We start from the raw sequence: 21,657 nt of genomic DNA, 5'->3' as shown, positions 1-21,657 counted from the left end.
GGTGGTTTGCAGGAGGGTGCTGAGGGGCTCGGACGGCCGGGCCCCTCAGCACCCTCCAAGTGCGCGGTGCAGGAACGCCAGGCCGTCGGTGGCGAGGGCGTCCTGGGTGGCGGCGAGCGGTCGCCAGACCGAGGCGGCAACCGCGATGGCGTCGTTGTGCGCGGTGAACGACTCGATGCAGAGCGGGCCCCGGTAGCCGCTCGTGGTGAGCGCGGCGAGGAATCCGGTCCAGTCGAGGGAGTCGGCACCGGGGGTGCCGCGGTCGTTGGCGCACACCTGGACGTGGAGGATGCGGCCCGCGGCACGCTGTACGGCGTCGGGCAGCGAGCGTTCCTCGATGTTCTGGTGGTACACGTCGAGCGCGAGGCCGATGGTGTCCTCGGGCAGCCCGGCCAGCGCTTCGAGCGCCTGGTCGACGGTGTTGAGCAGACTCGTCTCGTACCGGTTGAGGGGCTCCACGGCGATGCGCACCCCGGCGGCGTGTGCGTGATCGACGACCGGAGCGAGGTTCTGGCGCAACTCCTCGTACGCCGCCACGCGTTCGCCACGGTCCATGCGCCAGGCGCGACCGACCGCCGCGTACACGGGCCCCGCGACGGTGGGGGCGTTCAGGGCCTGGGCGGCGTCGACACAGCGATGCAGATAGTCCTGGGTGATCCGGACGGTTCGGGGATCGGTGCGGATGAGATTGCGGCCGGGCGGCATCACGGCGATCACCGCGGCAGGGGTGAGCCCGGACGCCTTGAGGAGCTTGGAGACGGAATCGGGCGCCCAGTCCCGTTCGTTCTCCAGCGGGATCTCGACGCAGTCGAATCCCCATGCGGACAGGCGGGGCAGAACATCACCGAGTGCCTCGTACGTCACCGGCGAGTGCCAGATCCACGGATTGGCGCCGAGCGGGAACGCGTGCGCGCTCATTTCCTGCCTCCCCACTTCTCCGGGAACCCGGGCAGGTTCTCGCAGCCGCACATCGCGTAGTGCAGCGGCGGCATGCCGGGCTTGAAGTACTGATCGAGGGTGTCCTGGGTGACGGTGGGCTGCGGAAGCTTCCATTCCTTGGGAACCTGCTCCCCCCTCAGGATCCTCAACGCCGCGATGACGGGGGTACGCCATTGGAAGGTGGGGTACGACGGGGCGATCGCGGTGAGCTTCTTCTCCTTCCATACTTGGAGGAAGTCCTGCTGGTCCTCGCCGGTGATGGGCGGTACGTCCTTGCCGGCGTCCTCGAAGGCCTCGACGGCCGCGACGGAGGTCGCGCCGGAGTCCATCCATACGCCGTCGATGTCACCGTTACGGGTGATCGCATCGGTCACGATCGCCTTGGTCCTGGCCGGATCGCCGTCGGTGAACTTCACATCCACCACGTCGAGTCCGCTCCTGTCGAACGCGACCTTCGCGGCCGACCAGCGGGTCTCCAGCACGTCGACGCCGGGAGAGATGCGCAGGGCGAGGATCTTCCCCTTGGGCTTCACCTTCCCGACGAGGAAGTCGGCGGCGACCGCCCCGTATCCGTAGCCGCCGATGGGGTTGATGAAGGTGACGGCGCAGTCGGTCTCGACGCCCCGGTCGAAGACGATCACAGGCACCTTTCCGCAGGCCTTCTCGACGGCGGGGGTGAGCGTGGCCGTGGTGTTCGGGGAGACGATGAGTGCGTCGCAGCCCTGCCCGGTGAGCTCCTGGATGTCGGAGATCTGCTTGTCGTCCTTGCCCTGGGCGTCGAGCACGGTGAAGTCGGTGATCTCCTTGTGGAGTCCGGCCTCCGCCCGCATGTTCTTCAGGCCGACCTGGCGCCAAGGGTTGAAGACTCCGGCGTTGGACAGACAGAGGTGGATCCCGCCGGAACCGCTCTTCCTGTATCGCGTGGTGTCGACCAGCCGCGGCTGGAGCATCTGCTCCCACGGCTTTCCGGCCGGGCCCCGCGGGGTCTCCTTGGCGAGGGCCAGTTGGCGGTCGTACTCGGCGCGGTCGAAGAACTTCGACTGCTTTCCGGTACCCGGGGCGCCCGCTGGGCCGCTCGCCGCTTCGGCCGGGGCGTCGGGCGGTGCGTCGCTCGTGCAGCCGGCGAGCAGGGCCGCGCCGAGCAGGGCGGCGAGGGGCACGAAGGCGTGTCGGATCTTTCGCGTACTCATGAGGTTTTCGCTCCTGGGGGCTCGGTGCCGCGACGGCGCGACCGGGACCAGTCGGCCGCGCCGAGGGCGACGGCGGCGATGACGATGACGCCTTGCACGGTCGATTCCAGGGCGCCCGACACGCCCTGGAGGTTGAGCAGGGTGAACAGCGCCTGGAGCGAGAAGGCTCCGGCCATCGCCGCGACGACGGACCCGCGTCCGCCGCCGAGCACCACGCCGCCCAGCACGACGGCGGTGATCGCCTCGAACTCGTAACCCCGCCCGGCCTGTGCCGATACCCCGGAGAAGCCGCCGACGAGTACGGCGGCGAGTGCGGCCGCGACGCCGGAGAGGATGAAGGCGATGGTGCGGGCGCGCGCGACCCGGACCCCGGCCAGGGCCGCGGCGCGTTCGCTGTCACCGGTGGCGAGGAGGGTACGGCCGAAGTCGGAACGCATCAGCCGGACGGCGAGGAGACCCGCGACGACGCAGACGAGGACGGCCCAGGGCAGCCAGCCGAAGGCCGTGCCGCGCCCGAGCCTGCGAAAGGCCGTGGGCAGCGCGCCGTGCGGGGAACCGCCGGTCCAGAAGAAGACCGCGCCTTCGAGGATCAGCATCATGCCCAGGGTGGTGATGAACGACGGCACGCGCAGCAGGGTGGTGATCAGTCCGCTGACGAGACCGGCGAGGGCTCCGGCGAGCAGCAGCACCGCGGTGACGAGCAGCCAGGGCGCGCCCGGGAACGAACCGTACAGTTCGGCGGCGACGACCACCCCGGCCGTGACGATCGCTCCGACCGACAGGTCGAACTCCCCGCAGATGATGACCAGGTACTGGCCCGCGGCGAGGATGACGAGGGGCGCGGCGCGCTTGATGAAGGCGAGGAAGCGGTCGGGTTCGTAGAAGCCGGGGTCGGTGAGGGCCAGCGCGGCCAGGAGTACGGCGAGCAGGACGTAGACGGGTGTGCCGGTGGTGAGGGCACGCAGGACGCGACGGGCGGCGGGTTCCTGTGCTGCGGTCATGCGGTCCTCTCCCGCGGGGTGCGGCGGCCTCGCGCGTAGAGGGCGACGGCCGCGATGATGACGACGCCGCGGACGACGTTCTTGAAGAACGGGTCGACGGCGAGCTGGTTGAAGACGCTGTCGAGCACGGCGAGGACGAGGACCCCGCCCAGGGTGCCCGCCACCCCGCCGCGGCCCCCGGCGAGCGCGGTGCCGCCGAGGACGACGGCGGCGATGGACTCCAGGTCGTAGCGGGCCTCCGTACCGGCCCAGGGGGCCCCGGCGCCGAGTCGTGCGGCAAGGAAGAGGGCGGCGGCTCCGACACAGAGGGAGCACAGGACGTGGGCGACGACGACGGTGCGCCGGGTGCGGACTCCGGACAGCCGGGAGGCGTGCTCGTCGCCACCGGTCGCGTACATGTGGTGGCCGAGCCGGGTTCGACGGGTGATCAGCCAAAGGGCGGCGGCGACGGCGAGAAGCAGGAACAGGGAGACGGGAACCGGTCCGATCCGGTCGTAGCCGAGGTGCTGGAAGGAGGCGGGGACCTTGCCGGCGGGGCCGGTGTAGTTGTCCTCGATCCAGCCGCGCAGGATGAAGGCGGTGCCGAGGGTCGCGATGAACGCGTTCACCTTGAGTCCGGTGACGATCAGTCCGTTGGCGAGTCCTACGGCGGTGCTGAGCGCCAGGACGGCGAGGACCGCCACGAGGACACCGTCGCTCTGCATCGTCTCCGCTGCGACGAGGGTGCCCAGGCTGATGAGGTAGGCGACGGACAGGTCGAGCGATCCGGTGAGGATGACGGCGGACTGGCCGACCGCGACGAGTCCGAGGGCGACGCAGTTCTGCAGGATCGTCACCACGTTGGTGACGGTCAGGAAGTCTCCGCCTCGGGCCGCGACCGCGATCCAGCCGAGGAGGGTGACGGCGAGGGCTGCGAGCCAGACCCCGGCCACCGGACCGACCGGGCGCGGCCGGGCTGTTCGCCCCGGGCGGCTGCGGGGCCCGGCGGTCGGGGCGGGCCGAAGCGCGGTCATGCGACCCCCTCCCGTGGAAGGTCGCCGCCGGTGGCGAGGTGCATGACGGCTTCCTCCGTGGCGCCGGCGGGAAGTTCGCCCGCGAGACGTCCTTGCGACATGACGAGGATCCGGTCGCTCATACCGATCAGTTCCGGCAGCTCGGAGGAGATGATCAGTACGGCGAGGCCCTCGCGTGCCAGTTCCCGTACGAGGGTGTGGACGGCTGCCTTGGCGCCGACGTCGACGCCGCGGGTCGGTTCGTCGAAGAGCAGCACCCGGGGGCGGGCGGCGAGCCATTTGGCGATGACGACCTTCTGCTGGTTGCCGCCGGACAGGTACTGGACCTGTCGGTCCTCGCCGTGGGTCGGCAGGCGTACGCGTTCCAGCAGCGCAGTCACCTCACGGCTCGCGGGCGGTCGGCCGCGGGCGGGCACCGCCCGGGTCACGAGCAGCGCGTTGTCGGTCACGGACTGGCGCAGGGCGAGGCCCTCGGCCTTGCGGTCCTCGGTGACGAGGGCGATTCCGGCCCGGACGGCGTCCCGGGGGCGGACCGGGCGCAGTGGTCGTCCGTCGACGGTCATGGTGCCCGTGGTGAAGGGGTCCACGCCGAAGAGGGCACGGGCGAGGGTGGTGCGGCCCGAGCCCTGGAGACCGGCGACGCCGACGACCTCGCCGGCCCGCAGGCTCAGTTCGATGCCGGAGAGCCGGGCGTTGCCGCCACCGCTGACGGTGAGCCTCTCCGCGCCCGCCTCGCCCGGTCGGGCCCTGGGCGGGTAGTAGGTGCCGAGCTCCCTTCCGACCATGGCGCGTACGACCGTGTCCGCGTCGGTGTCGCGCGTGGTGAATGTGGCGACGCGGCGGCCGTCCTTGAGGACCGTGATGCGCCGCGAGAGTTCGAAGACTTCGCGGAGCCGGTGCGAGATGTAGAGGATGCCGATCCCACGATCGGTCAGGCGGAGTATGAGCGCGCCGAGTTGCTCGACCTCGTGGTCGGCGAGGGCGGCGGTGGGTTCGTCCATCACCAGGATCCGGACGTCGGATGCGAGAGCCTTGACGATCTCCACGGTCTGCATGCGTGCGACCGACAGCTCATGGACGGGGGTCCGGGGGGTGATGCCGGTCCGGTCCAGTTCCGCGAGAAGTTCGGCGGTGCGCCGTTCCATGGCGCGCCGGTCGACGAGTCCGTACCGGGTCGGTTCACGGCCGAGGAAAACGTTCTCGGCGACGGTGCGGTGCGGGAGCAGCGCGAACTCCTGGTGGATGATGCCGATTCCGGCGGCCTGGGCCTGTGCCGGATGGCTGAAGGAGTATGCGGTTCCGTCGATGGTGAGGGTTCCCTCGTCGGGTAAGTGCTCGCCCGCGAGGATCTTCATCAGGGTCGACTTCCCCGCGCCGTTCTCCCCCACCAGGGCATGCACTTCTCCGGCTTCGAGGTCGAGCCCCACGTCGTGGAGCACACGCACTCCGAGGAAGCTCTTGGACACACCGTGCATCGTCAGCATCGAATGACTCCTCGCTCAGCGGTCTGCAGAGCAGAGTCGTGACGCATCTTATGACTGTCAAGGGCTCAAGCGCCTTTGTTTTCAACCGACTTGGCACGGACTTATGCCGATGACCGAACTCCGGACGCCTTGTGAGCAGCAGAAGTCGTCCTTAGGGTGACTGTCATGTCTTCGCCGTCGGATCGCACGTCCGCTGCCTCCTCGCACTCACCGGGCGAGGTACTCGCGTTGATCAGTTCAGGGACGGTGGCGACCCGTGCCGACATCGCCCGGATCACCGGGATGGCCCGTTCGACGGTCTCCCAACGGGTGGACGCGTTGATCGCGCACGGCCTCGTGGACGAGGACGCCGACGGCGGGTCCACCGGCGGTCGCCCGCCGCGCCGGCTGGCGCTGCGCACCCGTGAGCACGCGGTGGCCGGGGTGGATCTGGGGGCCTCGCACTGCAGGGTGGCGCTGATGGACATCGGTGGCGCGACCCTGGCGGTCCAGGAGGAGCCGATGTCGATCGGTGACGGCCCGGACTCCGTACTGCGGCGCGTGGAGCGAACGGTGCGCACTCTGCTCGAGGAGACGCACCGGGAGCCGGGAACGCTGCGGTCCATCGGTGTCGGAGTGCCGGGGCCGGTGGAGTTCTCCACCGGGCGTCCTGTCGATCCGCCGATCATGCCGGGCTGGCACCAGTACCCGATCCCGGAGTTCTTCGCCGCCCGCTTCGGGGTGCGGGCGCTCGTCGACAACGATGTGAACGTGATGGCGCTGGCCGAGCAGCGCCGTGCCTTCCCGGACTGCCGCTACCTGTTGTACATCAAGGTCGGTACGGGAATCGGCTGCGGGATCGTCGCCGGCGGCGAGCTGCACCGGGGTGCGCAGGGATGTGCCGGCGACATCGGCCACATCCGTGTCGCGGACCTCGACGATCCTTGCCGGTGCGGCAATTCGGGCTGTCTGGAGGCTGTCGCGGGCGGTGCGTCGCTGGCGGCGAAACTGGTCGGCCTGGGGCTCGACGCGACATCGGGCAGCGATGTGGTGCGACTGGTGCGGTCCGGGAACCGGGATGCCGTACGGATGGTGCGGGAGGCGGGGAGAGCGGTCGGCGAGGTCCTCGCCGGACTGGTGAACTTCTTCAACCCGGACACGGTGGTGATGGGGGGCGCACTGGCCGCCGTGCACGATCAACTGCTCGCCGGCGTACGGGAGGCGGTCTACCGGCGCTCGCACCCGCTGGCCACGCAGCTGCTGCGCATCGAGCCGAGCCGTACGGGTGAGAACGCGGCGGCGGTGGGGGCGGGGATCCTCGCGATCGAGCACGCGCTCTCTCCCGCGCAGGTGAACCGCCAGGTCGCGGGGTGACCTCTCGTGTCCTCTTCGTGAACGGATGCCGTTCACGAAGAGGACACGACTCATACGGTCACGCTGCCGGACCGCCCGAGCGGCCTCAGTGCGCGCGTGCGATGTCCACGTCGGAGGCCTTCACGAAGGCGACCCGGTGGCCGATCTGCACAGTCACGTACTTCTCCTTGCCGCGGAAGTACGAGTGGTCGAGCGGGTAGGAGGCATCGATCGTCGGGGCGTAGAAGAAGCCCGTGGGTGCCTCACCGCCACCGGGGTAGGACTGGCCCGCCTTGATGGTGTACTGCAGCGGCGAGCCCACCCGTCGGTCCGTGAAGTCCGCGGGGTACTCGGACCTCTCCGGGTACGCCACCCCGTACACCGGCACCTCGGTACGGCCGGCCTTCGGCTTGACCACGTAGCCGGAGGTGGGCGTGGTGGTCCGGGTGTGCGCCGGGGTCTGGAACCAGGCCTTCTGGCCGTACCACCAGATCGCCGTCCAGCCCGGGGCGTGGTCCGCGACGACGGCCTGTTGGGTTGCGCTGATCTTGCTGCCCCAGTCGGCGGCGCAGTTCGTGCCCGGTGAGCCGTCGGTGTGCAGGCCGGGGTCGGAGAAGAGCGGTGCGTCGGTGGACGGCGCGGTGTGCAGCGGGACGGCGCTGGAGCCCTGGACCGGCAGGTCCACACCCTTCTCGCAGTCCCGGAAGGCCTGCTTGTTCTTCTTGAAGTCAGGGCTGACGGTGATGAGTTCGCTGCTCTTCGGGGCGCTCGGGACGGTGGGCTTGCCGAGCAGCGTCATGAAGTGGTTCCAGTCCCAGTACGTGCCCGGGTCCCAGTGCATGTTCTTGGTGCCGGATGCGCTGGTGGGCGGTACACCGTCGTGGCCGATGATGTGCTGGCGGTCGAGCGGGATGTCGTACTTGGCCGCGAGATAGCGCACCAGCTTGGCGGTCGAACGGTACATCTCCGGGGTGTACCACTTGGCGCCCTCGACGGCGACACCCTCCTGCTCGATGCCGATGGAATGGCTGTTGACGTACCAGTTCCCCGCCTGCCAGGCGACGTCCTTGCCCTTGACCATCTGGGTGACGTGGCCGTCGCCCGAGCGCACCACGTAGTGGGCGGAGGTCTGCTTCAGCGGGTTCTGGAAGATCTTCAGGGTGGTGTCGAAGTCTTCCTCGGTGTCGTGCAGCACGATGAATCTGATCTTGTTGGTGTGCGGCCGGTCCGAGGTGTCGTAGTTCCCGTACGTCTCCTTGTCGGTGGGGTCGCCAGTCTGCTGGTAGGCAGCCGGTACCCAGTCGCATGAGAGGCCGCGTGGGCATTCCGGCCGCACCCCGTCCGCACCGGCCTGCGCCGCGGGACTGAGCAGCGCCATGCTCAGGGCACCGACCGTGGTCAACGCGAGTGCGAGTCCGGTCCTCTGCTTGGACGTCATGACAACCCTTCTTGGAGCCGTGCGTGATGGAGCCGTGCGTGATCCGATCTCACTGTTCCGCTGTGCGCGCACACTCTCCGACCTGAGATGACAGCACGTCAAGGGGCCAGTGAGGGAAGTGGATCGAGCCAGTGGCATAGACCACTGGCGGGGCGCCTGACCTGCGGTCGGAAAGAAGACGGGCACACGCTGACGACCGCACGACCCGGGGTGCACAGGACCGGCGACCGGTCGCAGAGTCTCGCTCACCGGCCACGAACGAGCGCACTGTTTATGCGACTAATCCCGGATGTGCGTGCCCCGAACGGACGAAGGGTAGTGCTCGCGCGGACACCACCGGTCCGTGCGGCGTTCGCCGTGCGGAGATCTCGGAAAGGCCGGACGCACATGGCTCAGCCCTTCACCCTGCCGGACTTCTACGTTCCGTATCCGGCACGGCTCAACACCCATGTCGAGGAGGCGCGAGCGCATACCAAGAAGTGGGCACGCGCCATAGGGATGCTGGAGGGTTCGGGAATCTGGGAGGAGAGGGACCTCGACTCCCACGACTACGCGCTGCTGTGCGCGTACACCCACCCCGACTGCTCGTCCGAGGCACTCTCGCTGGTCACCGACTGGTACGTGTGGGTCTTCTTCTTCGACGACCATTTCCTGGAGCTCTTCAAGCGCACCCGCGACCGTGAGGGCGGCAAGCGGTATCTGGAGCGATTGCCTGCGTTCATGCCGATGGACCGCGATGCTCCGATGCCGGAGCCCACGAATCCGGTCGAGGCGGGACTGGCCGACCTGTGGGCACGGACGGTGCCGGGCATGTCCGACGCCTGGCGGGTCCGGTTCGCCGAGGCGACGAAGAACCTGCTCGACGAGTCGCTGTGGGAGCTCGCCAACATCGACGAGGGGCGTATCGCCAACCCCGTCGAGTACATCGAGATGCGCCGCAAGGTGGGCGGCGCCCCGTGGTCGGCGGGACTCGTGGAATACGCGGCGGGCGCGGAGGTGCCCGAGTCGGTGGCCGGCGAACGCCCGCTACGGGTGTTGCGGGACGCCTTCTCCGACGGCGTGCATCTGCGCAACGACCTCTTCTCGTACCAGCGGGAGGTCGAGGACGAGGGGGAGAACAGCAATGGCGTGCTGGTCCTTGAGCACTTTCTCGGCTGCTCCACCCAGGAGGCAGCCGAGGCGGTGAACGATCTGCTGACGTCACGGCTCCAGCAGTTCGAGAACACCGCGCTCACCGAACTCGGCCCGCTCTGCGCGCAGAAAGGGCTCGACCCGGCGGACACCGCGGCGGTTCTGGCGTACGTCAAGGGGCTGCAGGACTGGCAGTCGGGCGGCCATGAGTGGCACATGCGCTCAAGCCGCTACATGAACGAGGGCGGGGCCGGTCGGGCCGCGTCCGGCTTCGGTATGGCCGCGGCGTCGATCCGGTTCACTCCCCGCTCGGAAAGGGCCCGGCTGCGCAGCCACAGCCATGTGCCCCATCAGCGTGTCGGCCCGTCCCTGCTGCCCGGTTTCGAGCTGCCGTTCGGCACGACACTCAGCCCGCATCTGGACGGGGCGCGGGTACGGATCGTCGACTGGGCGCGTCGCACGGGAATCCTGGAGGCGCAGCCGGGCGTGCCCGGATCGCACATCTGGGACGAGGAGCGGCTCGTCGCGACCGATCTGCCGTTGTGCGCGGCAGGTCTGCACCCGGACGCGACGCCGGAGGAGCTGGATCTGTCCTCCCAGTGGCTGACCTGGGGAACGTACGGGGACGACTGGTTCCCGGTCGTGCACGGGCGGCCCGGCGATCCGGCCGGCGCCCGGCTCGCCATCGAGCGTCTGTCACTGTTCATGCCCCTGGACGGGGCCGCGACGCCCGAGCCGGTCAACGCGCTGGAGCGGGGGCTCGCCGATCTGTGGGCGCGCACCTGCGCGCCGATGGACGCGAGCGGCCGCCGGGCGTTCCGGAAAGCGGTCGAGGACATGACCGCGAGCTGGGTGTGGGAGCTGGCCAACCAGGCGCAGAACCGCATCCCGGACCCGGTGGACTACATCGAGATGCGACGCATGACCTTCGGCTCCGACCTCACGATGAGTCTGTGCCGACTGGGCCATGGCAGGAAGGTGCCGGACGAGATCCACCACAGCGGTCCGCTGCGCTCGCTGGAGAACGCGGCAGCGGACTACGCGTGCTTGATGAACGACCTGTTCTCGTACCAGAAGGAGATCGAGTACGACGGTGAGGTGCACAACGGTGTCCTGGTCGTGCAGAACTTCTTCGGCGTGGACTATCCGACCGGGGTGGCGATCGTGCACGACCTGATGAGGTCGCGGTTGCGTCAGTTCCTGCATGTCGCGGAGCGGGAACTCCCTTTGCTGTACGACGACTTCGGGCTCGACGCGGAAGCGAGGGAGATCCTGGCCGGGTACGTTCGAGAGCTCAAGCACTGGATCGCGGGGATCCTGATCTGGCACCGGGGCTGCCGGCGCTACCGCGAGCAGGATCTGCGGCGGGGCGCCGGCGCCCCGTGGCGACTCGGGGGTCCCACGGGGCTCGGTGTGTCGGCGGCGCGGGTGACCGCGCTGTTCGCTCAGCCCTCGGCCTCCAGCGTGTAGCGCCCGCCCGCACGCGCCTTGAAGACCTTCTCGCCGCTCGCGAACAGCGTGCTGCGGACGGTCGCTTCGCGGCTGCGGCTCGCCGTGATCACCACACGGCGGGCCTGTCCCGCGGCCCATTCGATGTCGACGGTGAAGCCGCCCCGGGCGCGCAGTCCGCGCACCGATCCGTCCGGCCAGCTCGCCGGGAGCGCGGGGAGGATCTCGATGACATCGTGCTGGCTCTGCAGCAGCATCTCGGCGATGCCGGAGGTGGCGCCGAAATTGCCGTCGATCTGGAACGGCGGGTGGGTGTCCCAGAGGTTGGGCAGGGTGGAGTTCTTCAGCTGTTCCGCGAGCATCTTGTGGGCGTGGTCGCCGTCGCGCAGCCGCGCCCAGAAGTTGATCTTCCATGCCTTGGACCAGCCGGTGCCGCCGTCGCCGCGCGCACGGAGGGAGACCTTCGCCGCTTCGGCCCAGTTGGTGCCGGGTTCGATCTGGCGGCCGGGGTGGAGGCCGAAGAGGTGCGAGACATGGCGGTGGGTGTCGGCCGGATCGTCCCGGTCGGTCTTCCATTCCTGGAGCTGGCCCCAGGCCCCGATCCGCAGTCCGGGGTCGAGCCGGTCGAGGGCCGCTTCCAGGCGGCCGCGGAAGGCGGGGGCATCGCCGAGGATCCGGGCGGCCTCCAGGGTGTTGGTGAGGAGGTCGTGGACGATCTGCTGGGACATCGCCGCACCTGCGGTGAAGTCTCCGTGCTCCGGAGAGTAGCTGGGGGTCACGACGAGCAGTCCGTCGCGCGGGTCGGTGCGCAGATTGGCCAGCCAGAACTCGGCGGCCTCCTTCATGGCCGGGTAGGCGGTGGAGCGCAGGTAGTCGGAGGAACCGCTGAACCGGTAGTGCTCGTACATCTGTTGGGTGAGCCAGGCGGCGGCCTCCGGGAACCAGAAGGCGGTGGACCAGTCATGGACGCCGGTGAAGCCGTACGGGTTGGTCTCGTTGTGCACGACCCAGCCGGCCGTCCCGAACATCTCCTTCGCCGTCTTCCGGCCCGGGGCGCGCATCGCTTCGATGTAGCGGTCGTACGGTGCGGTGGTCTCGGCGAGGTTGGTGACCTCGGCGAGCCAGTAGTTCATCTGCAGATTGATGTTGCTGTGGTAGTCGGCGGACCACGGCGGGGTGGTGGAGTTGTTCCAGACGCCCTGGAGGTTGGCGGGCAGCGATCCGGCCCGCGAGGAGGCGATCAGCAGATAGCGGCCGTACTGGAAGAACAGCGCCTCCAGGGCCCGGTCGGCGGGGCTCGTGCCGTCCGTGTACCGGGCGAGCAGCTGGTCGGTGGGCAGGTCGGGCAGTTCCTGGCCGATGTCGAGGGTGACCCGGTCGAAGAGGGCGCGATGGTCGCGCACATGGGCGTCGCGGATCTTCTCGTACGAGGTCCGGACGGCGGAGTCCACTGCGGCGGCGACCGCCCTGTGCGGGTCGTCGCCGCGGTAGGCCGGATAGCGGTCGGCGTAGTCGGTGGCCGCGGCGAGCACGAACCAGGCGCTGTCGGCTCCGGTGACGGTGAGGGTGCCGTCCGGGTCGGCGGTGACGGTACCACCGCTGGTCCGGACACGGACCTGGGCCTCGAAGCGCAGGCCGTTGTCCTTCAGCGCACCACGCACGGTGAGCCGGTCCTTGTCGGCGGTGGCGGTGTAGTCACTGCGCGGCGAGCTGTACCGCAGGGTGAACGACACCTGTCCCGGACGGTCTGCGCCGAGGCGCCCCGCGATGACCCGGCCCGGATGGGAGACGAAGAACTCCCTTGTGTGGGCGGCTCCTTGGTGTGCGTAGGTGACGGCGGCAAGAGCGCTCCGCAGATCGAGGGTGCGCCGGTAGGAGGTGTCGGGGGCGGCCGGGGCGTTGCGCAGATCCAGCCACAGGTCACCGAAGACCTGGTAGGCACCGTAGCCGCGGCGCGCCTGGCCGAGCTCGGCTGCGACGGCGTCCGGGTCGAGAGAGCCCTGACCGTCGAGGCGCTGCTGGACGCCGGTGAGGGCGTCGGGTCTGGGCGTGGTCCAGTTCCCGAAGTCGTAGCCCTCCGCGGAACCGGGGCCGCCGGTCCACAGCGTCTTCTCGTTGAAGGTGAGCCGCTCCGATGCGAGCGTCCCGTACACACTCGCGCCGAGAGCGCCACCGCCGATGGGCAGGGACTCACGCTCCCAGCCGGCGGCCGGGGCGTGGTACCGGAGCGTCGGTTCCACCGATGTCCTCGGGTGAGTGGAACTCTTCGCTCCCTTCGATTCATCGGAGGTACCGGCAGCCACTGCCGTTCCTGAGGCGGCGGGGATTCCCAGCGCCAGAACGCCGGTTGCGCCTATCACTGTCTTCACTGTGGTGCGTCGCGTCATCCCGGATGTCATGCCGCCGACGGTAAAGGTCCGACGATTGCTCCGGCAAGGCACATGACAAAGCGGCCTCATGGACAGAGGCCGCGAACACTTGGACAGATGGACGAGGTGGGTGTTCCGCAGCCGCCCGTCGGGCACGGGCGGCCAAGGCGAAGGGCGGAATCAGCCCTGCTGGAACAGTTCGGCCGGCAGGGGCTTCAGCAGGGTGTACAGATCGTCGGTGATCGGCCGGTCCCAGCTGGCGATGGTGACGAGCACCCCGTCGCTTCGGTCGAACTGTACGCAGGAGATCCGGCTCTCGGAGAGCTTGACGCGGCGGACGATCAAGAGGTTGTCGCCCTGCATCACGGGCATGTCCTCGGTACCGGTGACCTCGACCGGTTCGTCGTTCTCCAGCGCGAGCAGAAGCTGGGCGACCTCGAACGGAACCTGGCCCTCCTCGGTCTCGCGGGCGGGCGAACCCTCCGGGAGATTGCCGATGATCATCGCGGGGCCGCGGCCGCCGAACAGGTCGTAGCGCAGAAAGACGCCCTGACAGCTCCCGTCGGGGGCAGGCAGCAGGCCGGCGCCGAGGTTTCCGGGCCAGTCCCCCGGATCCATGGCCAGGACGTCGAAGTCGGGGCCCGCGGGTGTGGCGGCGCTACGGCGGCGGAGGAAGGACATGCAGACATGTTACGTGTCCGGGCTCACGTTGCGGAGCCGGGTCCGCGCAGGCCGGGGCACGGTCGGGGCCGTAGCCCGGCGCACCGGCCCCGAGGCCTCCGCGGCCCCGCCGTCAGCCGGTCTCCGCGGCCAGTGTCTTCAGCACCCCGACGGCCTCGTCGGCGCGGTCGTACGGAACGAACAGGTGATCGTGATGGAATCCGGCCACCACATTGCAGCTCAGCCCGGCATCGGTGAGTGCCAGGGACACGGCGGCGGTGAGCCCCACCGCGTCCAGCGCCGAGTGGACACGGAGCGTGATCCAACCCGCCACGTAGTCGTAACGCAGACCTGCCGAGACGGCTTGCTCCTCGGGCAGCACCAGGGTGAGCCCTTCGGGCTCGGTGACCGTGACGACCGGGTCGGCGCCCTCGGGCACCGTTTCGCGGGGCGTGGTGGTGAAGACATACCGGCCGGGGTTCAGCTCCGGCCGCATGCCGCTCAGCAGGGTTCGAAGATCGCGCTCGCCTGTCACGCCCACCACGCTACGTGGCGCGGTGACGCTCATGCCGGTGTGCGACGCGGGCGGGGCTGCCGCAGGACGGCCTGCACCGCTCCTGGAGGGATGGTTTCTCGTGAACAACGCACGCGGCGTGAAACGTGGCAGGCGCGCAGCACCACGCGGTCCGGTCCGGCGAGGAATCCGATGGCCGCGCGGGCGAGGCCGGCGGGCAGGGTGTTCCGTCCCGCGATTGCGCCGGTCGGGTGGTCACGGGCGACGGGATCGCGCTCCGGCGCCCGGTCCGGTCGTGGCACGGCCGGCGCCGCGCCGGCGCAGCGCCTCGTCGAGAGGAAGGAGCTGTGCGGCATCGGCGGGGATCGGCGCCGGGACCGAGTCGCTGCTCGGACGGCCGGGCAGCCTCTCACCGGCCTCACGGACGGCGACGCCGGGATGCGCGGGTCGTCGGCGCGCCTGCAGCGGGAGCCGGATCTCGTACCGTCGGGCCGGACGCTCTGCACGGCGCGTTTGCGGGGTGCGGAGTTCCGGCGGGGTGACAAGCGACGCAGGCACGCACGCCTCAACTCACCTGCCGAAAAACGATGGTTGGCTGTGCGAGCTGTTGTGGCACCGAAGCTCGCCGGGCGTCCGGCGCTCAGGTGAGGTCGAATTCGCCGTCGCGGGCGTTCACCACGAAGGCACGCCATTCGGCCGGGGTGAAGATCAGCGACGGGCTGCCGGGCCTGCCGGCGTTGCGCATCGCGATGAACCCCTCGACGAACGCGATCTGGACATCGCCCGCGCCCTGACTGCCCGACCGCCAGTCCGCGTTGCTCAGGTCCAGGTCCGGCTTGTCCCAGCCCGTAAAGGGCTGCTGGGTGGTGGTGCTCTCCGCCACGTCGGCTCCTCCCGCTCAATCGTCCCGGGCCGAAGCCTAGCCATCGTCGGTGGCCCGGAACAGGCCGCCGGGGAGGCTTCCTCCGGTCCGGGGCGGCCTGCGGTCAGCGGGTGGGGGGCTCGGCTCCGACCAGCCACATGGAGAAGAACTGCGCCCCGCCGCCGTAGGCGTGGCCGAGCGCCTTCCGTGCCCCCGCCACCTGGTGCTCGCCCGCCTGACCCCGTACCTGCAGCGCGGCCTCCGCGAAGCGGATCATGCCGGAGGCGCCGATGGGATTGGTGGAGAGCACCCCGCCCGACGGGTTCACCGGGAGGTCGCCGTCGAGCGCGGTGACACCGGACTCGGTGAGCTTCCAGCCCTCCCCCTCGGCGGCGAAGCCGAGGTTCTCCAGCCACATCGGCTCGTACCAGGAGAACGGCACGTACATCTCGACGGCGTCGATCTCCCGTCGCGGGTCGCTGATCCCGGCCTGCCGGTACACATCGGCGGCGCAGTCCTTGCCCGCCTGCGGCGAGACGAAGTCCTTGCCGGCGAAGAGCGTCGGTTCGCTGCGCATCGCGCCGCCGTGCACCCAGGCGGGCGGATACGGCGAACGATCCGCTCCGGCCCGGTCGGTGAGGATCATCGCGCAGGCCCCGTCGGAGGACGGGCACGTCTCCGAGTAGCGGATCGGGTCCCACAGCATCGGTGCGGACCGGATCTTCTCCAGGGTGATGTCCGGGTCGTGGATGTGCGCGTACGGATTCTTCAGCGCGTTGCGGCGGTCCTTGTAGGCGACGAGAGAGCCGACCGTGTCGGGCGCCCCGGTGCGGCGCATGTACGCCCGGACGTGCGGGGCGAAGAAGCCTCCCGCTCCCGCCAACAGCGGCTGCTGGAAGGGGATCGGCAGCGAGAGGCCCCACATGGCGTTGGACTCGGACTGTTTCTCGAAGGCGAGTGTGAGGACCGTGCGGTGCACCCGTGCGGAGATCAGGTTGGCGGCGACCAGTGCGGTGGAGCCGCCGACCGAGCCCGCGGTGTGCACCCGCAGCATCGGCTTGCCGACGGCGCCGAGCGCGTCGGCGAGGTACAGCTCCGGCATCATCAGGCCCTCGAAGAAGTCGGGGGCCTTGCCGATGACGACGGCGTCGATGTCCGCCCAGGTCAGCCCGGCGTCCTCCAAAGCGCGGACGGCGGCCTCACGGACGAGTCCTGCGATGGAGACGTCCCGGCGGGCCGACACATGCTTCGTCTGGCCGATGCCGACGACGGCCACGGGCTCCTTAGGCATGAGCGCTCTCCCCTTCGAGTACGGCGACCAGGTTCTGTTGCAGGCAGGGCCCGGAGGTGGCGTGGGCGAGTGCCCGGTCGGACTCGCCGCGGTGGATGCGGGCCGCCGCCTCGCCGAGGCGGATGAGTCCGGCGGCCATGACGGGGTTGGCGGCGAGCGCGCCGCCGGACGGGTTCACGGTGACGCCGTCGTCCAGTCGGAGCGCCTTGCGCAGCACCACTTCCTGGGAGGTGAAAGGCGCGTGCAGTTCAGCTGTGTCCACGGGCCGTTCGAACACCCCGGCCCGCTCGGCGGCGAGTCGGGTGGAGGGTGATTCGGTCAGTACGCGGACCCCGAGGCTGTGGGCCTCGATACGGTGGTCGATTCCGCGGATCCAGGCGGGGCGGGCGCACAGGGCCCGTGCGGTGTCACCGGCGGCGAGGACGACGGCTGCCGCGCCGTCGCGGACCGGTGGGCAGTCACGCGTCCGCAGCGGCTGCACGACGTACGCGTCGGCCGGGACCGGGCCTGCGATCCGGGCATGCGGATTGCCTGCGGCGGCGGCGCGGCTCCGGGCGGCGATCGCCGCGAGGGCGGCCTCGTCGGTGTCGCCCGCGTCGATCAGCGCCTGTGCCTGGAGCGCGGCGAGCGCAACGGAATCCGGCCAGAGCGGTCCGACGTAGTACGGGTCGAGCTGACGGGTGAGGACGTCGCGCACCTCACCGGGCGAGGACTTGCCGTAGGAGTAGACGAGCGCGGTGTCGGCCTCGCCCGTCCGGATCTTCACCCAGGCCTCGTACAGCGCCCACGCGCCGTCCATCTCCACATGGGACTCGGAGATCGGTGGGTAGGCGCCGACACCGTCGAGCGCCATGGTGAAGGAGAAGGCCCGCCCCGCGAGATAGTCGCTCGACCCGGAGCAGGTGAAACCGATGTCGCTCGCCCTGAGACCGGTCGCGTCCAGGACCTGGTGGAGGACAGGCATCAGCATCTCGACTTCGGAGAGTTCGTCGGTGCGCCTGAGATGGTCCGTCTGCGCGAAGGCGACGATCGCTACGTCTCGCATCTACAGCAGCTCCTTGTACGCGTCGTAGTCGGCGTCCGGCTCTCCGGTCGGCCGGTAGTGATCGGGGTGCCGCCCGCCCTCGGTCCAGACGGGTTCGACCCGCAGGCCCATGCGCACCTGGTCGTACGGGATACCGCCGATCCGTGCGTGCAGTGCGAGGTCGGCCCCGTCGAGGGCGATGTGCGCGTAGACGTAGGGCACTTCGATGTCGAGATTCCTGGCTTTGATGTTGACGATGCAGTACGTGGTCACGGTGCCGCGCGGGCCGACCTCGACCTGTTCCGTGGTGGCGACACCACAGGTGGGGCAGGCACCGCGGGGCGGAACGTACACCTTGGCGCAGGACGGGCAGCGCTCGCCGACGATGCGCCGCTCGGAGAGCGCGCTGATGTAGGCGCCCTGGGCACGGCCCGGTGTGTAGCGGTAGTCGAGACGGGCCGGGGTGACGATGCCGCGGACGGGATCGGTGAACTCCTCGCCGCGCGGTACGGGTTGGCCGGCCTCCCCGTCGTAGGGCTCGAAGCAGGCGATGTCCGTGATGGCACCGGTCCGTTCGGGCGCCCAGCGGATCTTCACCCGCATGCCGGTACGGACGGCTTCGGGGCCGGACGCGGCAAGGGCGTGCAGCAGGGCGCTGTCGGCCCCGTCGAGCCTGACGAGGACCCAGGCGAAGGGGGTGTCGAGGGGCTGACCGCGGCGCGGGGCCGGGTTCCAGGCCCAGGTGGTGACAGTGCCGGTATCGGAGACGTCGGTCAGCTCGCGGATCTCCTCAGCGGTGACGGGGTCGTACTCGACCGGTGGGACGAGGACCTTTCCCCCGCTGGTCCGGACGCCGAGGACGGTGCGTTCGCGCAGTCCGGTGAGAAAGGCGCTCTGGACGGGACCGAGGGATCGGGTGAAGGGGAATTCGAGCACCAGCGGTGCGCTGAGGATCTCGGGCACGGTTGCCTCCTTGGCTCAGGCGCGCCGGTAGACGGGCGGGCGCTTCTCGGCGAAGGCGCGGGCGCCTTCCTTGGCGTCGGCGGTGGCGAAGACCGGCCAGCCGCGCTTCAGTTCGGCGGCGAGTCCCTCGGACTCGGTCATCTCCGCGGTCTCGTACACGGACGCCTTGACGGCTTCGACGGCGAGCGGACCGCAGGCATTGATCCGCTCGGCGACCTCAAGGGCCTGCTCCAGCGCGGCGCCGTCGGGGACGACTCGTCCGATCAGCCCGATGGCGGCCGCCTCCTCGGCGCTGTACGGACGTCCGGTGAGGAGCATTTCGAGGGCGTGGGTCCGGGGGATCTGGCGCGGCAGCCGTACCGTCGACCCTCCGATGGGGAAGAGGGCGCGCCGGACCTCGAAGAGCCCGAAGGTGGCGCTCGCCCCGGCGATGCGGATGTCGGTGCCCTGCAGGATCTCGGTGCCGCCCGCCACGCAGTGGCCCTCGACGGCGGCGATGACCGGCTTGCGCGGTCGGTGGTGGCGCAGCATCGCCTTCCAGTGCAGATCGGGGTCGGCGGTCATCCGGTCGCGGTACTGCTCGCCCTCCATCCCCTTGCCTGCCAGGGCTTTGAGGTCCATGCCCGCGCAGAAGCAGCCGCCTGCGCCGGTGAGGACGACCGAGCGGACCGCGTCGTCCTCGTCGGCCGCCAGCCAGCCGTCGTACAGCCCGACCAGCATCGGCAGCGAGAGGGCGTTCTTCGCCTCCGGCCTGTTCAAGGTGAGCACCAGCGTGGCGCCCTCGCGCCGCACGGTGAGGTGTTCCGTACCACCCATTGCCTGCCTCCCGTCTCAAGACCTGGTGCCGTGACCGGCAATGTTTGCCCCGTGAGGAGTGCCGTCCAGTGCGTGCGATCGCAAGGCGGCCGGAAGTCCTGGTAGCTCCGCTACAAGGACTTTTGGCCAACGCCGCGAGCGTGCGTGCTGGACGGCGCGACGGAGCAAAGCTTGCCGGGAGGGGCACTAGAACAGGTTGCAGTAGGCGGGGGTCCAGTTCAATAGTTAGCTGACAGTCAGTCAGATTTCTTCGGTGGGCCCCTTCCCACTTGTGCCTCCCGGCGCTCTAATGACCGCCGAGCCAGTCAGCTTCCGGGGTCAGGAGGAACGGTGGAGTACAACCTTGCCGACCTGTTCGAGTCGGTCGTCGACGCGGTCCCGGAACGCGAGGCGCTCGTCTACCTCGACCATCCCGGTACGGGGGCGGAGCGCAGGCTGACGTACGCGGAGCTCGACGCGGCCGCCAACCGCCTCGCCCACCATCTGATCGAGGCGGGCGTCACGCCGGGCGAGCATCTGGGGCTTCATCTCTACAACGGAGTCGAGTACCTCCAGACGGTGCTGGCCTGCCTCAAGGCCCGCATCGTGCCGGTCAACGTCAACTACCGCTATGTAGAAGAGGAGTTGGTCTACCTCTACCGTGACGCGGATCTGGCGGCGCTGGTCTTCGACGCCGAGTTCGACGAAAGGGTCTCGGCCGCCGCACCCAAGGCTCCGACCCTCCGTCATCTGGTCCGCGTGGGGGCTCCGGTGGCGGGCGTCACCGGGCCGGACGCGGTGGCGTTCACGGACGCCGAGGCGTCGGGGAGCCCGGAGCGCGGCTTCCCACCACGCTCGGCGGACGACCAGTTCATCATCTACACCGGAGGCACCACAGGAATGCCCAAGGGTGTGATGTGGCGCCAGGAGGACCTCTTCTTCTCCGGCCTCGGCGGCGGCGCGCCGACCGGTGAGCCGGTGAAGTCCCCGCAGGAACTCGCCGAGCGGGTGGCCGCGGGCGGTGACGGGATCACCTTCTTCCCCACTCCCCCGCTGATGCACGGCACCTCGACGCTCACCGCGTTCATCGGATTCAACTTCGGACAACGAGTCGTGATCCACCGCAAGTTCGTCCCGGAAGAGGTGCTCCGCACGATCGAGAAGGAGAAGGTCACCAGCGTGTCCCTGGTGGGCGACGCGATGCTGCGGCCGTTGATCGACGCGCTGAAGGGCCCGCTGAAGGGCACCGACTGTTCGTCGATGTTCTCCATCTCCAGCTCGGGCGCGATCATGTCGGACTCGGTGCGTGCCGAGTTCCAGGCCTTGGTGCCAACGGTGATGCTGCTCAACAACTTCGGCTCGTCGGAGTCCGGGTTCAACGGCACGGCGACGGCCGACTCGGGGCCGCGGAACGGGTTTCGTCTCCAGGTCAACTCCCGTACGGAAGTGGTCGATCCGGTGACGTACGAGCCGGTCGCCCCGGGCGAGCAGGGGAGGATCGCCCAGCGCGGCCATGTGCCGCTCGGCTACTACAACGATCCACGCAAGACCGCGGAGACGTTCTTCCACCGGGGCGACGAGCGGTGGGTCCTGCTCGGCGACATGGCGACCGTCGACGCGGAGGGCATCGTCACGGTTCTCGGCCGGGGCTCGCAGTGCATCAACACAGGCGGCGAGAAGGTGTACCCCGAGGAGGTCGAGCAGGCGCTGAAGGCCCATCCCGATGTGTACGACGCGCTCGTCGCCGGCGTGCCCGACGAGCGGTGGGGGAACCACGTCGCGGCGGTGGTCCAGCTGCGGGAGGGGGCGGACGAGCCTTCGCTCGACGATGTCCAGGCGCACTGCCGGACCCGCCTGGCCGGCTACAAGATCCCTCGCAGGCTGGTGATCGCCCGGCAGATCCAACGCTCCCCGAGCGGCAAGGCCGACTACCGGTGGGCCCGCTCGGTCGTGGCGCCCCGGCGCGGGAACGAGGACTGAGGACCGGGCACGGGGCCACGAGCGGGGCCGCGGCCGGGTCGCGGACGGCGAGCCACCCGAACGGCGGCCGGCCCGGTTCATCCTGCGGCCGGCCACCCGAACGGCGGCCGGCCCGGTTCGTCCTGCGGCCGGCCGCTCGGTTCCGGCCCGGATCACCCGACTGCGCCGCCGCAGGTCCGAACCGGCCGCGGAGCACCGGGCGCCGGGCACCGGGCCCGGCGT

17 protein-coding genes are annotated in these 21,657 nt (G+C 69.9%); 3 read left to right on the top strand and 14 right to left on the bottom strand.

Annotated features, from left to right (window positions below):
- Positions 1-45: 45 nt before the first annotated feature.
- From ACIQCZ_RS13180 to ACIQCZ_RS13160, 5 genes are read right to left on the bottom strand one after another with little or no spacing between them, the layout of a single operon-like run.
- Positions 46-918, bottom strand: a complete 873-nt coding sequence (locus tag ACIQCZ_RS13180; RefSeq protein ID WP_402282004.1) for a sugar phosphate isomerase/epimerase family protein — start codon at positions 916-918, stop codon at positions 46-48.
- Positions 915-2,129, bottom strand: a complete 1,215-nt coding sequence (locus ACIQCZ_RS13175; RefSeq protein WP_402282002.1) for an ABC transporter substrate-binding protein — start codon at positions 2,127-2,129, stop codon at positions 915-917. The genes ACIQCZ_RS13180 and ACIQCZ_RS13175 overlap by 4 nt, the downstream gene beginning before the upstream one ends.
- Complete coding sequence (locus ACIQCZ_RS13170) at positions 2,126-3,130, bottom strand: ABC transporter permease (protein WP_402282000.1); 1,005 nt, start codon at positions 3,128-3,130, stop codon at positions 2,126-2,128. Before ACIQCZ_RS13170 ends, ACIQCZ_RS13175 begins: the two co-directional genes overlap by 4 nt.
- A complete protein-coding gene (locus tag ACIQCZ_RS13165) occupies positions 3,127-4,143 on the bottom strand; it encodes an ABC transporter permease (protein WP_402281998.1) in 1,017 nt (338 codons plus the stop codon). The genes ACIQCZ_RS13170 and ACIQCZ_RS13165 overlap by 4 nt, the downstream gene beginning before the upstream one ends.
- The gene (locus ACIQCZ_RS13160; RefSeq protein WP_402281997.1) at positions 4,140-5,627 is read right to left on the bottom strand and encodes a sugar ABC transporter ATP-binding protein; all 1,488 of its coding nucleotides are present in this window, start codon (positions 5,625-5,627) and stop codon (positions 4,140-4,142) included. Before ACIQCZ_RS13160 ends, ACIQCZ_RS13165 begins: the two co-directional genes overlap by 4 nt.
- Before the next feature lie 165 nt (positions 5,628-5,792).
- Between ACIQCZ_RS13160 and ACIQCZ_RS13155 the strand changes: the two genes are divergently transcribed.
- Entirely contained in the window at positions 5,793-6,980 is a 1,188-nt protein-coding gene (locus tag ACIQCZ_RS13155; protein ID WP_402281995.1) for an ROK family protein, read from the top strand.
- An 85-nt stretch (positions 6,981-7,065) separates the two neighbouring features.
- Here ACIQCZ_RS13155 and ACIQCZ_RS13150 read toward each other — a convergent pair whose 3' ends face one another.
- Positions 7,066-8,397: an N-acetylmuramoyl-L-alanine amidase gene (locus ACIQCZ_RS13150; protein WP_402281994.1), complete on the bottom strand. Its 1,332-nt coding sequence runs from the start codon at positions 8,395-8,397 to the stop codon at positions 7,066-7,068.
- Positions 8,398-8,784: 387 nt separating this feature from the next.
- Here ACIQCZ_RS13150 and ACIQCZ_RS13145 point away from each other — a divergent pair, with 387 nt between their 5' ends.
- Positions 8,785-10,998 carry a germacradienol/geosmin synthase gene (locus ACIQCZ_RS13145; RefSeq protein WP_402281992.1) on the top strand — a complete coding sequence of 738 codons (2,214 nt, stop codon included), beginning with the start codon at positions 8,785-8,787 and terminating at the stop codon, positions 10,996-10,998.
- On the opposite strand, the gene ACIQCZ_RS13140 is transcribed toward ACIQCZ_RS13145, so the two are convergent.
- From ACIQCZ_RS13140 to ACIQCZ_RS13105, 8 genes are all read right to left on the bottom strand, one after another.
- Positions 10,974-13,376, bottom strand: coding sequence for a glycosyl hydrolase family 95 catalytic domain-containing protein (locus ACIQCZ_RS13140; protein ID WP_402281991.1), 2,403 nt, complete (start codon positions 13,374-13,376; stop codon positions 10,974-10,976). The two genes, ACIQCZ_RS13145 and ACIQCZ_RS13140, sit on opposite strands and share 25 nt — an antisense overlap.
- Before the next feature lie 150 nt (positions 13,377-13,526).
- A complete protein-coding gene (locus ACIQCZ_RS13135) occupies positions 13,527-14,027 on the bottom strand; it encodes a hypothetical protein (protein ID WP_018550733.1) in 501 nt (166 codons plus the stop codon).
- A 112-nt stretch (positions 14,028-14,139) separates the two neighbouring features.
- Positions 14,140-14,541 (bottom strand): ACT domain-containing protein, encoded by a 402-nt coding sequence (locus ACIQCZ_RS13130; RefSeq protein WP_402281990.1) that lies wholly within the window; start codon positions 14,539-14,541, stop codon positions 14,140-14,142.
- 619 nt (positions 14,542-15,160) lie between these two features.
- Positions 15,161-15,403 (bottom strand): DUF397 domain-containing protein, encoded by a 243-nt coding sequence (locus ACIQCZ_RS13125; protein ID WP_402281989.1) that lies wholly within the window; start codon positions 15,401-15,403, stop codon positions 15,161-15,163.
- Positions 15,404-15,506: 103 nt separating this feature from the next.
- On the bottom strand, positions 15,507-16,673 hold the full coding sequence (locus tag ACIQCZ_RS13120) for a thiolase domain-containing protein (protein WP_402281987.1): 1,167 nt from the start codon (positions 16,671-16,673) through the stop codon (positions 15,507-15,509).
- On the bottom strand, positions 16,666-17,718 hold the full coding sequence (locus ACIQCZ_RS13115) for a thiolase domain-containing protein (protein ID WP_402281986.1): 1,053 nt from the start codon (positions 17,716-17,718) through the stop codon (positions 16,666-16,668). The genes ACIQCZ_RS13120 and ACIQCZ_RS13115 overlap by 8 nt, the downstream gene beginning before the upstream one ends.
- The gene (locus tag ACIQCZ_RS13110; protein ID WP_402281984.1) at positions 17,719-18,660 is read right to left on the bottom strand and encodes a Zn-ribbon domain-containing OB-fold protein; all 942 of its coding nucleotides are present in this window, start codon (positions 18,658-18,660) and stop codon (positions 17,719-17,721) included.
- Positions 18,661-18,675: 15 nt separating this feature from the next.
- Positions 18,676-19,476: a crotonase/enoyl-CoA hydratase family protein gene (locus ACIQCZ_RS13105; RefSeq protein WP_402281983.1), complete on the bottom strand. Its 801-nt coding sequence runs from the start codon at positions 19,474-19,476 to the stop codon at positions 18,676-18,678.
- A 330-nt stretch (positions 19,477-19,806) separates the two neighbouring features.
- Here ACIQCZ_RS13105 and ACIQCZ_RS13100 point away from each other — a divergent pair, with 330 nt between their 5' ends.
- A complete protein-coding gene (locus tag ACIQCZ_RS13100; RefSeq protein ID WP_402281981.1) occupies positions 19,807-21,435 on the top strand; it encodes an acyl-CoA synthetase in 1,629 nt (542 codons plus the stop codon).
- The last annotated feature ends 222 nt before the right edge of the window (positions 21,436-21,657 follow it).

The sequence above is a fragment of the Streptomyces sp. NPDC093149 genome (assembly GCF_044754145.1).
In the GTDB taxonomy this organism is placed as follows: domain Bacteria; phylum Actinomycetota; class Actinomycetes; order Streptomycetales; family Streptomycetaceae; genus Streptomyces.
Note: the sequence above shows the minus strand (reverse complement) of the source record. Positions and strands in the feature narration are given on the sequence as shown.